The sequence below is a fragment of the Cupriavidus sp. SK-4 genome (genome assembly GCF_000611125.1).
GTDB classification, from domain to species: Bacteria; Pseudomonadota; Gammaproteobacteria; order Burkholderiales; family Burkholderiaceae; genus Cupriavidus; species Cupriavidus necator.
This window is the reverse complement of sequence record NZ_JFJW01000098.1, coordinates 103235-116643: the sequence shown is the minus strand read 5'-3', so window position 1 is coordinate 116643 and position 13409 is coordinate 103235. Positions and strand designations below refer to the sequence as shown.

At 66.7% G+C, this 13409-nt stretch carries 10 protein-coding genes; 7 read left to right on the top strand and 3 right to left on the bottom strand.

From position 1 onward, the window contains the following. Positions 1 to 106: 106 nt before the first annotated feature. Complete coding sequence (ilvA, locus tag CF68_RS21595; protein WP_035822720.1) at positions 107 to 1645, top strand: threonine ammonia-lyase, biosynthetic; 1539 nt, start codon at positions 107 to 109, stop codon at positions 1643 to 1645. 17 nt (positions 1646 to 1662) lie between these two features. Next, a complete protein-coding gene (gene queF / locus CF68_RS21590) occupies positions 1663 to 2496 on the top strand; it encodes an NADPH-dependent 7-cyano-7-deazaguanine reductase QueF (protein ID WP_035822718.1) in 834 nt (277 codons plus the stop codon). Positions 2497 to 2599: 103 nt separating this feature from the next. On the opposite strand, the gene CF68_RS21585 is transcribed toward queF, so the two are convergent. After that, positions 2600 to 3976, bottom strand: a complete 1377-nt coding sequence (locus CF68_RS21585; RefSeq protein WP_152548529.1) for a carbohydrate porin — start codon at positions 3974 to 3976, stop codon at positions 2600 to 2602. Between the two features lie 182 nt (positions 3977 to 4158). Here CF68_RS21585 and CF68_RS21580 point away from each other — a divergent pair, with 182 nt between their 5' ends. From CF68_RS21580 to CF68_RS21560, 5 genes are read left to right on the top strand one after another with little or no spacing between them, the layout of a single operon-like run. Continuing rightward, positions 4159 to 4854 carry a TetR/AcrR family transcriptional regulator gene (locus CF68_RS21580; RefSeq protein ID WP_035822714.1) on the top strand — a complete coding sequence of 232 codons (696 nt, stop codon included), beginning with the start codon at positions 4159 to 4161 and terminating at the stop codon, positions 4852 to 4854. Then, positions 4851 to 5831 (top strand): HlyD family secretion protein, encoded by a 981-nt coding sequence (locus CF68_RS21575; protein ID WP_035822712.1) that lies wholly within the window; start codon positions 4851 to 4853, stop codon positions 5829 to 5831. Before CF68_RS21580 ends, CF68_RS21575 begins: the two co-directional genes overlap by 4 nt. After that, positions 5828 to 6796 (top strand): ABC transporter ATP-binding protein, encoded by a 969-nt coding sequence (locus tag CF68_RS21570; protein WP_035822711.1) that lies wholly within the window; start codon positions 5828 to 5830, stop codon positions 6794 to 6796. Before CF68_RS21575 ends, CF68_RS21570 begins: the two co-directional genes overlap by 4 nt. Further along, entirely contained in the window at positions 6793 to 7953 is a 1161-nt protein-coding gene (locus tag CF68_RS21565; protein WP_035822710.1) for an ABC transporter permease, read from the top strand. The genes CF68_RS21570 and CF68_RS21565 overlap by 4 nt, the downstream gene beginning before the upstream one ends. An 11-nt stretch (positions 7954 to 7964) precedes the next feature. Next, positions 7965 to 9455, top strand: coding sequence for an efflux transporter outer membrane subunit (locus CF68_RS21560; protein WP_035822708.1), 1491 nt, complete (start codon positions 7965 to 7967; stop codon positions 9453 to 9455). A 10-nt stretch (positions 9456 to 9465) separates the two neighbouring features. On the opposite strand, the gene CF68_RS21555 is transcribed toward CF68_RS21560, so the two are convergent. Further along, on the bottom strand, positions 9466 to 12717 hold the full coding sequence (locus CF68_RS21555; protein ID WP_035822706.1) for a pilus assembly protein: 3252 nt from the start codon (positions 12715 to 12717) through the stop codon (positions 9466 to 9468). A 40-nt stretch (positions 12718 to 12757) separates the two neighbouring features. Further along, a complete protein-coding gene (locus CF68_RS21550) occupies positions 12758 to 13315 on the bottom strand; it encodes a PilX N-terminal domain-containing pilus assembly protein (RefSeq protein ID WP_084187372.1) in 558 nt (185 codons plus the stop codon). Between the last annotated feature and the right edge of the window lie 94 nt (positions 13316 to 13409).

The following is a 13409-nucleotide window of genomic DNA, read 5'->3' as shown; positions in this document are numbered from 1 at the left end:
GCGGGCGGCCCGGGCCGGGTGGAAGTCGCCGCCATCCTTTATCATTGACGGTTTCCGCCAGAATTTCCGCCTTTTTTTGCGCCGCCCCACGGCCCGCCCTGAGACCATGACCCGCATGTCCGCCGCCCGACCCGACTACCTGAAGAAGATCCTGACCGCCAAGGTCTACGACGTGGCGCAGGAGACCGAACTGACCTACGCGCATCAATTGTCGGCGCGCACCGGCAATGCGGTCTGGTTCAAGCGCGAGGACACCCAGCCGGTCTTCTCCTTCAAGCTGCGCGGCGCATACAACAAGATGGCCTCGCTGACGCCGGAAGAACTCAGGCGCGGCGTGATCGCCGCCTCGGCCGGCAACCACGCGCAGGGCGTGGCGCTGTCCGCGGCGCGCCTGCAGTGCAAGGCCATCATCGCCATGCCGGTCACCACGCCGCAGGTGAAGATCGACGCCGTGCGCGAACGCGGCGGCCAGTGGGTGGAAATCGTGCTGCACGGCGAGTCCTACAGCGACGCCTACAACCATGCCGCGGAGCTGGAGAAAAAGCACAAGCTGACCTTCATCCATCCGTTCGACGATCCCGAGGTCATCGCTGGCCAGGGCACCATCGCCATGGAGATCCTGCGCCAGCACCCGGGCCCGATCCATGCCGTGTTCGTTGCCATCGGCGGCGGCGGGCTGATCTCGGGCATCGCCTCGTACATCAAGGCGGTGCGCCCCGAGATCAAGGTGATCGGCGTGCAGACGGTGGACTCTGACGCTATGAAGCGCTCGGTCGACGCCGGCAAGCGCGTCGAGCTGAAGGAAGTGGGGCTGTTCTCGGACGGCACCGCGGTCAAGCTGGTCGGCAAGGAAACCTTCCGCATCACGCGCGAGCTGGTCGACGACATCATCCTGGTGGATACCGACGCCATCTGCGCGGGCCTGAAGGACGTGTTCCAGGACACCCGCAGCATCCTGGAGCCGGCCGGCGCGCTGGCCGTGGCGGGCCTGAAGGCCTACGCCGAGCGCGAGAAGCTCAAGGGCCAGCACCTGGTGGCAATCGCCTGCGGCGCCAACATGAACTTCGACCGCCTGCGCTTTGTCGCCGAGCGCGCCGAGGTGGGCGAGGCGCGCGAAGCCGTGTTCGCCGTGACCATCCCGGAAGAGCGCGGCAGCTTCAGGCGCTTCTGCGAGCTGGTGGGCACGCGCAACGTGACCGAGTTCAACTACCGCATCGCCGATACCAGCATGGCGCATATCTTCGTCGGCGTGCAGATCGCCAGCCGCGCCGAGAACGACAAGATCGCCGCCAGCTTCCGCAAGCACGGATTCGACACGCTGGACCTGTCCAACGACGAACTGGCCAAGCAGCATATCCGCTACATGGTGGGCGGGCGCTCGGCGCTAGCGCATGACGAACTGCTGTTCCGCTTCGAGTTCCCCGAGCGGCCGGGCGCGCTGATGAGGTTCCTGTCCAGCATGAGCCCGAACTGGAATATCAGCCTGTTCCACTACCGCAACCAGGGTGCGGATACCTCCAACATCCTGGTCGGCATCCAGGTGCCGAAGAACGAGAAGCGCGCCTTCCGCGCCTTCCTTTCAACCTTGGGTTACGTACACTGGGACGAGACCGACAACCCGGTGTACAAGCTGTTCCTGTCCTGACACCTGCTGAGCGCCCCATGAGCCTCCCTGAACACTCGCCGCTGGGCAAGCCCTCGGCCTACAAGACCGAATACGACGCCTCGCTGCTGTTCCCGATCCCGCGCCAGCCCAAGCGCACCGAGATCGGCCTGCCCGAAGGCAAGCCGGTGCCGTTCTTCGGCGTCGATATCTGGAACGCGTACGAGCTGTCGTGGCTGAACCTGAAGGGCAAGCCGCAGGTGGCGCTGGCCACCTTCATCATCCCGTCGGACACACCCAATATCATCGAGTCCAAGTCGTTCAAGCTGTACCTGAACTCGTTCAACCAGACCAGGATTGCTTCGCCCGAGGCGCTGCAGCAGCTGCTGCACCACGACCTGTCCGAGGCTACCGGCGGCACCGTACAGGTGCGGCTGGTGACTGAAGCGGACCTGGGCACGCAGAAGATGGGCGAGCTCGACGGCCTGCTGCTGGACCGGCTCGATATCGAGGTGGACCGCTATGAGCCCGCGCCCGAGCTGCTCAGCGCGGACCAGGAAGAAACCCCGGTGGAAGAAACGCTGGTGTCGCACCTGCTCAAGTCCAACTGCCTGGTCACCGGGCAGCCGGACTGGGGCAGCGTGCAGATCCGCTACGTGGGTGCGCCGATCAACCAGGAAGGGCTGCTCAAGTACCTGATCTCGTTCCGCAACCACAACGAGTTCCACGAGCAGTGCGTAGAGCGGATCTTCATGGACGTGATGCGCGAGTGCAAGCCGGTCAAGCTGGCGGTGTATGCGCGCTATACGCGCCGCGGCGGGCTCGATATCAATCCGTTCCGCACCAACTACAACACGGCGTGGCCGGATAACAAGCGCAACGCGCGGCAGTGAAGTTCAACCCTGCCGATTGTTTGCTCCCCTCTCCCGCAAGCGGGAGAGGGGACCGGCTCGCGGGATTTGAAACGGCATCGCCAAGTACGAGCGCCCTACCCCCTCAAAACTCCCCGTGAAACCGCACCCCGTAGAACTTCGCCGGCCCGCGGTCGCGGTTGTAGCCGGGGTTGCGCACGTACTGGAAGTCCGGGCTCATGCTCAGGTACTTCACCGGCTGGAAGCTGTAGTAGATCTCCAGGATCTGCTCGGGCCCGTAGCGCAGCGCACCGTCGCCCAGGAACGCGCCCTGCCCGCCCGCGGCCAGGTAGTTGCGGTGGTTTGGGCCCAGCATGTTGATCGCCACCGCCACGCCCAGCGCATCGCGCGCCCGTCCCCACGCATCGCCGTTCAGCACGCCGCCCGCCGAAACCTGGCGGCCGATCTCCGTGAAGGCGTAGGTCTCGGTCTTGTCGTCTGACAGGCTGGCGCGCGCAAACATCCCCAGTGAATCCGTGACCTGCTGCAACAGTGTCACGCCCACGCCGCTCTTGGCGTGCTCGCGCCGCACGTCGGCGACGTCCGGTGTGGTGTTGTTGGCCATGCCGAAGCCGATGGCATCGCTGAACGCGCCCATGCGCGCCTTGTTGCGGAACCACAGCAGGCGGGCGGTGCCGGGCCGGCCGGCCAGCTGGTAGCGCTTCTCCACTTCGATGATGTCGCCGTAGTGCTCGAACATGCGGGTGTCGAGCCGCAGCCCGTTGGATTCCAGCGGCTGCAGGAAGCGCCCGATGCGCGCCGACCAGCCGTCGCCGATGTATTCCAGCGACAGGCCCCAGCTATAGCCGCGCGCATCGGCCGGATAGTCGAAGGCGCCATGCGTCATGAACGACCAGTTCATGAACTGCGTGCGCGGGTCCGAGCCGAACTCGTTCTGGTCAAAGACATCCAGCACGCCGAAGTTGCCCGCCGTCAGCACCACGCGCTGCTGGTCGACGGTGCGCGCAAACTGGTTGAAATCCGCTTCCAGCGCTTCGCTGCCGCCGCCCAGGCCCCAGGTCTGCCGCACGAAGGCGCGCGCCCGGTAGAACACCGGGTTGGTGCTGGCGGCCTTTCCCAGTTCTCCGTTGGACAAGCCGCCCAGGCCGTGCAACCCGGAAAACGGCACGCCTTGCGTGGCTTCCGGGTTGAAGTGGAACTCCGCGCCTTGCCACAGCTTCAGTCCCAGATCCAGCGTCGCGCTGAACGAGTAGCTCTTGGCTCGTTCGGTACCCAGGCTGTTGGCGCCGGAGTACGCCGCGCCGAATGATGGCTTGCGCTGCCAGATGTAGGTGCTCTGGCCGTGGAAGGCGAACGGGCTATCGACTTCAGCCGGGCCTTGCACCGGCTCCGCTTGCTGCGCCATCGCTGGCAGGCACGCACAACAGGCCAGCGCGGCCAGCACACGACGAAAACGGAGCGCCCCATGAACGGGAGCGGTGGCAAGTGGCGGGAACGGCATCGGCAGAGACGGTCGGCAAGGGAAGTGCCGGAGACGGCGCGCTCCGGCGCCCGCAGCTTAGCCAAGCGTCCATGACATGTCTACCTGCAATGCGGGTGCCGGAAAGCCGACGTTGTAACCGCCCTTGAATTAATTAACGCAAAAATTAATATTCACTGCAGACCGCTTGCATCCGTTTGCCCATGCCGCGCCCGCCCGCCAAACCGAAACCCTCCGCCCGCCGCAGCCCCGGTCGTCCCGCAGCCGGCCAGCCCGGCCAGCGCGAACGCATCCTCGATGCGGCCACCGACCTGTTCTCGCGCCAGGGCGTGGCCGGCACCCCGGTCAAGGCGATTGCCACCCAGGCTGGCGTGACGCCGGCGCTGGTCCATTACTACTTCAGCGACCGCGAATTGCTGCTGGACGCCGTGGTCGAGGAAAAGCTGCAGCCGCTGGTGGCCAGTGTCTTTGCCGCCGCCGGCGATGCCGAGCCGATGGCCATGCTGATCGGCATCGCCGGCCAGCTGATCCGCACCGCGGCCGCCACGCCCTGGTTCCCCGGACTGTGGATCCGCGAAGTCGCCAGCGCCGACGGCGCCCTGCGCGAGCGCGTGCTGGACCGCTTCGCGCTGCAGCGCGCTGGCGCACTGAGCGCGCCGCTGGCGGCCGCGATCGCGCGCGGGCAGCTCAACAGCGGACTGGAGCCGGCGCTGGTGATGCCGTCGCTGATCGGCCTGACGCTGCTGCCGCTGGCCACCACCCATATCTGGCGCCGGCTGCCCGGCGGCGAAGCGGTCGATACCGACACGCTGGTGCGCCACGTATCCGCGCTGCTGACGCACGGGCTGGCACCGGCGCCCGACGCCGGCAAGTCCAGGCTTTCTCCGGAGTCATCATGAACCACGCCCATCCCACCCGTCCGCAACCGCCGGCAGCGGTGCTTGCCACGCTGGCGGCGGTGCTGCTGGTCGCCGCTTGCAGCCGTGAACGCGCCGACACCTGGCAAGGCTATGTCGAAGGCGAATTCGTCAGCGTGGCCTCGCCGTTCGCCGGGCGTCTCGACACGCTGTCGGTGCAGCGCGGCCAGCAGGTCGGCCAGGGCGCCGCGCTGTTTGCCCTCGAATCCGACGACGAGCGCGCCGCGCGCCAACAGGCCGAGGACCAGCTGCGCGCAGCCGAGGCACAGCTGCAAGACATGAAGACCGGCAAGCGCCCGGTCGAAGTCGAGGTCAGCCGTGCCCAGCTGGCGCAGGCGCAGGCCCAGGCGCAGCGCAGTGCCGCGGCCTTGCGGCGCGATCAGCGCCAGTATGAGATCGGCGGCATCGCGCAGGCGCAGCTGGACGAATCGCGCGCACAGGCCAGCAGCGACGCCGCACGTGTGCGCGAACTGCAGCGCGATATCGACGTGGCCCGGCTGCCGGGCCGGGATGCGCAGCAAGCCGCGCAGGCCGCGCAGGTGGCGGCCGCGCGCGCGGCGCTGGCGCAGGCCGAGTGGAAGCTGTCGCGCAAGACCGTGGCCGCGACCCAGGCGGGGCTGGTCTACGACACGCCCTACCGCCTCGGCGAGTGGGTGCCGGCGGGCAGCCCCGTGGTGCGCATGCTGCCGCCGGGCAACGTCAAGGTGCGCTTCTATGTGCCGGAAACGGTGGTGGGCGCGCTGCGCAACGGCCAGGCGGTGCAGGTGCGCTGCGACGGCTGCACCGCGCCGGTGGCGGCCACCATCAGCTACGTCGCCAACGAGGCCGAGTACACGCCGCCGGTGATCTACAGCAACGAGACGCGGCGCAAGCTGGTGTTCCTGGTCGAAGCGCGCCCGGCGGCGGCCGATGCGCCCAAGCTGCGGCCGGGCCAGCCCGTCGAAGTGGTACGGCAATGAACACGGCAATCAACGGCAGCGCTGGCGAACTCGCCATCGACGTGCGCGGCCTGAACAAGCACTTCGGCGACAAGCACGTGGTCAACGACCTGAGCATGCAGGTCGCCCGCGGCGAGATCTTCGGCTTCCTCGGCCCCAACGGCAGCGGCAAGACCACCTCGATCCGCATGATGTGCGGGCTGCTGACGCCCGATTCCGGCGCGGGCACCTGCCTGGGCTACGACATCCGGAGCGAGTCAGACGAGATCAAGCGCCGCGTCGGCTATATGACGCAGAAGTTCTCTTACTGGGACGACCTGTCGATCCGCGAGAACCTGGATTTTGTCGCGCGCGTCTACGGCATGCCGAACCGGCGCGAGGCGGTCGACCGCGCACTGGAAGACCTGGGCCTGGCCACGCGCTCGGCGCAGCTGGCCGGCGCGCTGTCGGGCGGCTGGAAGCAGCGGCTGGCGCTGGCGGCGTGCCTGCTGCACGAGCCCGAGCTGCTGCTGCTCGACGAACCCACCGCGGGCGTGGATCCCAAGGCCCGGCGCGACTTCTGGGAGCAGCTGCACCAGCTGGCCGCGCGCGGCATCGCGGTGCTGGTCAGCACGCACTACATGGACGAGGCCGAGCGCTGCCACAAGCTGGCCTATATCGCCTACGGCAAGCTGCTGGCGCAGGGCACCGCCGATGAAGTGGTGGCCAGCCAGAATCTGTCGACCTGGAGCGTGGAAGGCGACGACCTCGCCGCGCTGTCGGAGCAGCTGCAGGGTGCGCCGGGCGTGGAGCAGACCGTGGCCTTCGGCACCGCGCTGCATGTGACCGGGCGCGATGCGCAGGCGCTCGCCGATACGCTCGCGCGGCTGGCCGGACCGGGCCGGCGCGTCGAGCAAGCCCAGACCAGCCTGGAGGACGTCTTCATCCACATGATGAGCGGGGCCGAAGACAATATGGCGGCCCGCAAGGCCAGGGACACACCATGACAGCCGCCCGCAAGCCGGCCGCGCGGCAGCGCTTCTCGCTGCAGCGTTGGTGGAGCATCGTGCTCAAGGAGTTCCTGCAGCTGCGGCGCGACCGCGTCACCTTCGGCATGATCATCGGGCTGCCGATCATGCAGCTGCTGCTGTTCGGCTTTGCCATCAACACCGATCCGCGCCACCTGCCAACCGCGGTGATTGCCGCCGACCAGAGCGAATTCACGCGCTCCTTTATCGCCAGCATGGAGCAATCGACCTACTTCAAGCTGGTCGGCACGCTGCCCGACGAACAGGCCGGGCGCGAGGCGCTGATGAAGGGCGAGGTGCAGTTCGTGCTGACCATCCCGCCCGACTTCACGCGCCGGCTGCTGCGCGGCGAACGGCCCGCCCTGCTGGTCGAAGCCGATGCCACCGATCCCTCCGCCACCGGCCAGGCCATCGCCGCGCTGCCGCAGCTGCCCTACCGCGTGGCCACGCATGACCTGAAGGGATCGCTGGCGCCGCTTGCCGGCGGCAAGCCGCCCTTCGACGTGCAGGTGCAGCGGCTCTACAACCCGGAAGGCATCACGCAATACAACATCATTCCCGGCCTGATGGGCGTGATCCTGACGATGACCATGGTGATGATGACCGGCCTGGCGATGACGCGCGAACGCGAGCGCGGCACCATGGAGAACCTGCTGGCCACGCCGGTGCGGCCGCTCGAGGTGATGACCGGCAAGATCGTGCCCTATATCTTCATCGGCCTGATCCAGTCGACCATCGTGCTGCTGGCCGCGCGCTGGATCTTCAGCGTGCCGTTCGTCGGCTCGGTGCTGGCGGTGTACCTGGCGGCGCTGCTGTTCATCGCGGCCAACCTGACGGTGGGCATCACGCTGTCGTCGCTGGCGCAGAACCAGCTGCAGGCGATGCAGCTGACATTCTTCTACTTCCTGCCCAACATCCTGCTGTCCGGCTTCATGTTCCCGTTCGCCGGCATGCCTGGCTGGGCGCAGGCCATCGGCAACATCCTGCCGATGACGTATTTCCACCGCATGGTGCGCGGCATCCTGCTCAAGGGCAACGGCTGGGTCGAGCTATGGCCCAATGTGTGGCCGATGGCGCTGTTCATCGTGGTGGTGATGGCGATCGCGGTGCGCTTCTACCGCCGCACGCTGGACTGAAGGGGTTGGCCATGCAACGACTCACGCCTCTGTTTGCCGCCGCGGCACTGTTGTGCGGCTGCGCCGTCGGCCCCGACTTCCGCGCGCCCGCGCCGCCCGATGACGCCGGCTACGTGCCGGGCCCTCAGCCGGTGGCAACCGTTGCGGCCGACAGCGCCGACGCCGCCGGGCAATCCCACGCGCAAACCCTTGCCGCCGGCGCCGACGTGCCCGCGCAGTGGTGGTCGCTGTTCCGCAGCCCGGCGCTGGATACAACCATCCGCAGCGCGCTGGATGCCAGCCCAACGCTCGCGCAAGCGCGCGCCCGGCTGCGCGAGGCCCAGGAGAACCTGGCCGCGCGCACCGGCGCGACGCGCTGGCCCGCCGTCGACGCAAAACTGAACACCACGCGCCAGCAGGTCGACTTCCAGTCCCTGGGCATCACCGCGATCCCCAGCCCGGGCCCGTTCACGCTTTACGGCGCCACGGTGCAGGTGTCGTACGTGCTAGACCTGTTCGGCGGCCAGCGGCGCGAACTGGAAGGACTGCAGGCAGCGGTGGACTATCAGCGCTATGAACTGGAAGCCGCGCGCCTGGCGCTGGCCGCCAACGTGGCCACCGCGGCCATCCGCGAAGCCGGCCTGCGCGCGCAACTGGCCGATACCGCCGCGGTGGCGGCGGCCCAGCAGCGCCAGCTTGGCATCACCGAGGAACGCCTGCGCGCGGGCGGCGTCGCGCGTGTCGACGTGCAGCGCCAGCGCGCGGAGCTTGCGCAAACCCAGGCCCTGGTTCCGGCCCTGCAACGCCAGCTCGATGCCACGCGGCACCAGCTCGCGGTGTACACGGGCCAGACCCCGGCCTCGGCCACACTGCCCGAGTTCCGCCTCGACGACCTGCACCTGCCCGACACGCTGCCGGTCAGCCTGCCGGCCACGCTGGCACGCCGCCGTCCCGATATCCGCGCGGCCGAGGCCCTGCTGCACCAGGCCTCGGCCAATATCGGCGTGGCCACCTCCAATCTGTATCCGCAGATCACGCTGAGCGCCAGCGGCGGCACGCAGGCCACCGCGGCGCGCGACCTGTTCAGCAGCCTGAACGTATGGAGCCTGGCTGCGGGGCTGGTGCAGCCTGTATTCCGCGGCGGCGAGTTGCAGGCGCGCAAACGCGCGGCGGAAGCGGCGTATGAGCAATCGCTGGCCGCGTATCGGCAAGCCGTGCTGCAGGGCCTGCAGGACGTGGCCGATTCACTGCGTGCACTCGAAGCCGATGCCGCCGCGCTGCGCGAACGCGCCGACAGCGCGCGGCAGGCGGGCGATACGCTGGCGGTGGTGTCGGAGCAATACCAGCTCGGCGGTGTCAGCCAGCTGGCGGTGCTGGATGCCGAGCGGCAGTCGCGCCAGGCGTCGCTGGAACTGGCGCAGACGCGCGCCGACCGGCTGGCGGATTCGGCGGCGCTGCTGCAGGCGTTGGGGGGTGGGTGGTGGGAGGAGGAAGGCGGCGCTGTGGTGGCAGCGCCGCGGTGATGGCGGCCGGCTACTGCTTGTCGGTCTGCGTGTACCAGAAGGCGCGCTTGCGCTTGCCAACGTTCGGCGGACTGGGTTCGCGTGGCTGGAAGGGCGGCCTGCCATTGTTTTCCCCCTTGCCATCCTGCACGCCGGTTCCGATCATGACGGGCACCACCTTGGCGGGGGTACCATTGCTACTCTCGATCGCGACCATGCCGAACACCGGCGACGGCGCCAACCCGCCGGTGCTGAATTTCTCAGAGCGGGAGCCATCCGGGCTTTCGCCCTTGCCTGTCAGGAACGAGATCGCATAGCCGCGGGCTTCTCCCAGGTCCGGGTAGCATGCGCCCGTCTGAATCGGTGAAGGGGTATTCGTGCCGAAGTAGGTGTACCGGCCGACCGTCAGCGGCGCGTTGACTACCTTTTCACCTGGTCTCAGGCCGATGAAGAAGCCGCTGAACAACGGTGAATCCTTGTATTCTGCGTCGGCGGCCGACACATCCGCCAGCATTGCCTCCTTGATGGGCGTCCAGTCGGAAGGCACGCCCGTGCCGACGTTGGGGTCCTTCAGCATATAAAAGCGGTTCTTGACGTTCTGCGCCGCATCGGGGCTGGTGTTATACGAGTACAAGGGATGTTCGCGATCGCCGCTGCCGATCAGCACAGCCTCGTAGTTCTTGGTCAGCACCACGTCGGGCGGATAGAAGAACTTGCGCGCAGCGTTGCCCACGCCGCCCAGGGACGCAAGCTGGGCAATGGTCCAGAACTCCGGAGTATTGCCCTTGCTGGAACGGAAGTCGGCGCGCCAGACATTGCCGCCCACATCGCCCACGTATGCCTTGTCGGCGTAGCCGTCCCCATCGCGGTCCACCACCGTGACGTCAGACGGGACTGCCCGCATCTGGGCGGTCACGCACGTCCCGGCGGCCAGACCGGTGCAGTCCGGCAATGCCGCCCAGACGAGATCGCCTGAGATCGCATTAAGCACGATCAGGCCGCGGCCCATGACGTTCTTGCCTGGCGCCGGGTCGCTGTCCTCACTGGTGTCATAGCCAGCCCCCATGATCAGCAGCGGATCGTCCCGGCCCTTGACGCGAATGACGCGCGGCTGCGACCAGGTCTGGCCGAGCTCAGGGATATCGCTGTTGGTCTTGCTCCAGAGGTACGTTGGCTTCGCCGGGTTGCTCACATCCAGCGCGTAGATGAGCCGGCCGCCACGGCGCGCGGTCAGGTACAGATGCACCTTCGGAGCCGCGGGGCTGCTCATGTTCTGGTAGACCGTGGCCGTGCCGTCAAAGAAATAATCCCGTGGCGCAAAACCCGGCCCGGTCGGCCCGCCAGTCAGTTGCACCTCCGGCGTGTTGGTATAGATCCGCGAGAGCTTGCCGTAGAACTCTGGCGGAATGAAGCCCCACAACTCGCCGCCGGGGCGCACGACGCCGGCATCGGTGCTGATGCCCTTCTGCTGGTTGCCGTTGATGGCGTGGAATACGCCATCGTTGGCGCCGTAGAAGACCACAAGGCCGGTGGTGCCGCCGTAGTCCACAGCCACCGGGCGGGAATGCAGGACGTCCCCGTGGATGGAACCACGCACTGTGACCGGGTCGCCAGGGCCTTTAATCGTCTCCTTCGCCGGTATGTCGTCCGTCCGCGCAGCAAACACATCCGAGCCGCGCACCCAGTTGATCAGGTTCGCCACATCGCTGGCGGAAGAGTTCAGCGCGGCAATGCCGGCGCTGTCTGTCAACGCAGCATTTGCGGTATCGAAGCGCGCCAGGCCAGCGGCCGCGGAACACTTCGGACTGGGGCACGTCAACAACTGGCGCGGACCGCGGTCGGTCAGGAATTGTGCCCGCAGCATCTCGCCGGCGCCGCCCTTTTCCACCAAGGGACCGTCGATGGCCTCTTTCGCCCCGTTCAGATCGGCGATGGCATTGGTCCAGAAGCCAGTGGCCGGCCACTTGTCGATGTCCGCCGAGCTGTAGCCTGCAGAGGTGAACTGCTTTGGCGGATCCGCTGTCCAGAAGCTGCGCGCATTGGGGGAGATGAAACCTGTGCCGGCATTGCTCAGCGCGTTGTTGACCACCAGGTTGCCACTGGAATCCGGCGTGCCCGCATCCAACAACACAAGCTTGTTGCTGGAATCGTAGCCGAGCTTGTACTGCTTGAGATTGCCGGTCCAGCGAGGACTGGCCTGCGCATCCGGACGGAACATGCCGATGAAGACCTGGTTCAGGTACGAACCCTGGCCGTTGACGCTCACCGGGAGGCTTACCGACGCGAACACGTTGTTCACGGCCTGCATCTCATTGAAGATCTTCTGCAGCGCATCGGCGAGCGCCTTGAAATCTCCCAGCTTGACCACGAAGTTGCCGCCGCCGCCATTGCTCGCCATGCTGCCGACAAAGTCGGCGTAGTCCTTCGAATTCTTGCCGTCTTCCGTGATGGCAATAGTGTACGTGATGATGTTCTGGCGCGTTGCCGTGCTGCTGCCGGTGTTTCCAGCAGCATTCAGGTCGGCGTTGTACATGAAGCGCGCCCACTCGTCGCCCCAGTTGTCGAGGTACTTGTTGCCGACAGGCGTGGTGATCGGCTGCAACTGCGCCTTGCTCGCATTGGCCTTGACCAGCTCGTTGTAGGGCTCCTGCCCCGTGTCCTGCGGCTTGCCATTATTCATGGCATTGGCAATGTAAATGACGAAGTTCTTCTGGCAGGGGTTGGTTATCGGAGATTTGTACTGGGTACCCGACAAGCCTCGCTGGCCTGCAAAGAAAGCCCAGGCTTCTTGCATGCCGCCGCCAACCTGGGAGCCGTTTGCTTTGTCGTCGACGACATCGATGGTCTTGATATACGTGAGAAAGTCCTCTCCACCCTTGGCGTCCATCAGCCGCAGCCCGGCGGGCGCACTGGGCGGGGTCACTGCCGGGAATCGGAACTGCCCGCCCGGGTTGGTGCCCTGGCCGAACATCATCAACCCAAGGTTCAGCTTGCCGGTCATGGCAGGGTCGCGGGTCAGCGCCGAGATCGCCTTGTAGAGGCCACATTGCTCCACGCCGACATCGGTATTGAGGTTCCTATCGGACACCACGCCGGGCACGTCGCAGGTAAACGGGGCATTTGCGCTCCACGCTGCGGCGTTGTCCATCAGGATCAGCACGTTGGGATGCGTGCCGGCATTGCTCTGCATGCCGGTAAACAGGTCAATGTCCTCGGCCAGTGCCGCTGGCGCATGCCAAAGCGTCAGCAGGACACTCGCAAGCACCGCATATCCTCGCACCATGCTTGTCCTTCCTTTCAGAGAATCCATTGGAGCCACCCCGTCACGGGCACGTCGAACCGTAGAGCGTGCGCACTGCCACGCCCTGGTGAACCTGCGCCGCGGCGCCCGTTCCATTGGCGTCATTCACCGTCGCTTTCACTTCCCACTGGGTGTCATTGCACAGCGAAGGCACCGCTCCAGCGCCCGATGCGCCGATGACAAGATTGCCGTTGCCGGTATTGACGCCGAGCGAGCATTCGTCATCGCCGGAAGTGTTCTCGACATCGAGCACCCGCGCCACCGGCTGGCTCGTCAGGCAGGTTGGCGGCGCCACCTGCGCCACAAAGTCAGCCTTGCCGTCACCCGTCACGTCCACCGGCACATCCACCGCAACCGGCGCCTTGGTGAAGTCGTCGCTGATCACCTGCTCGATCGCCTGCTGCGCCACGTCGCGTGCTTCGGCGCTGTGCTGCTGGTTGCCCGCCACCTTGACGTTGACCAGCCCCGAATTGACCATGGCCACGGCGACCAGCAGGAACAGCACCATGAACACCAGCGTCACCACCAGCGTGACCCCGGATTGCCTGCGGCGCAGCGGCCTGCCCGTTGACTTCATCATTGCTCGCTCTTCGCTGTGTTGAATCGGTATGGCGTTATTGCTCGCGCAGCCCGGCCACATTGACCAGCCGCGCCACCTGGGCGTAGACGTGGCG

Excerpts from the sequence above, each read along its gene's own strand:
- CF68_RS21565 (WP_035822710.1), top strand. The coding sequence starts at position 6,793 with ATGACAGCCGCCCGCAAGCCGGCCGCGCGGCAGCGCTTCTCGCTGCAG.
- CF68_RS21580 (WP_035822714.1), top strand. The coding sequence starts at position 4,159 with ATGCCGCGCCCGCCCGCCAAACCGAAACCCTCCGCCCGCCGCAGCCCC.
- CF68_RS21585 (WP_152548529.1), bottom strand. The coding sequence starts at position 3,976 with ATGCCGTTCCCGCCACTTGCCACCGCTCCCGTTCATGGGGCGCTCCGT.
- CF68_RS21570 (WP_035822711.1), top strand. The coding sequence starts at position 5,828 with ATGAACACGGCAATCAACGGCAGCGCTGGCGAACTCGCCATCGACGTG.
- CF68_RS21550 (WP_084187372.1), bottom strand. The coding sequence starts at position 13,315 with ATGATGAAGTCAACGGGCAGGCCGCTGCGCCGCAGGCAATCCGGGGTC.
- CF68_RS21560 (WP_035822708.1), top strand. The coding sequence starts at position 7,965 with ATGCAACGACTCACGCCTCTGTTTGCCGCCGCGGCACTGTTGTGCGGC.
- CF68_RS21555 (WP_035822706.1), bottom strand. The coding sequence starts at position 12,717 with ATGGTGCGAGGATATGCGGTGCTTGCGAGTGTCCTGCTGACGCTTTGG.
- ilvA (WP_035822720.1), top strand. The coding sequence starts at position 107 with ATGACCCGCATGTCCGCCGCCCGACCCGACTACCTGAAGAAGATCCTG.
- CF68_RS21575 (WP_035822712.1), top strand. The coding sequence starts at position 4,851 with ATGAACCACGCCCATCCCACCCGTCCGCAACCGCCGGCAGCGGTGCTT.
- queF (WP_035822718.1), top strand. The coding sequence starts at position 1,663 with ATGAGCCTCCCTGAACACTCGCCGCTGGGCAAGCCCTCGGCCTACAAG.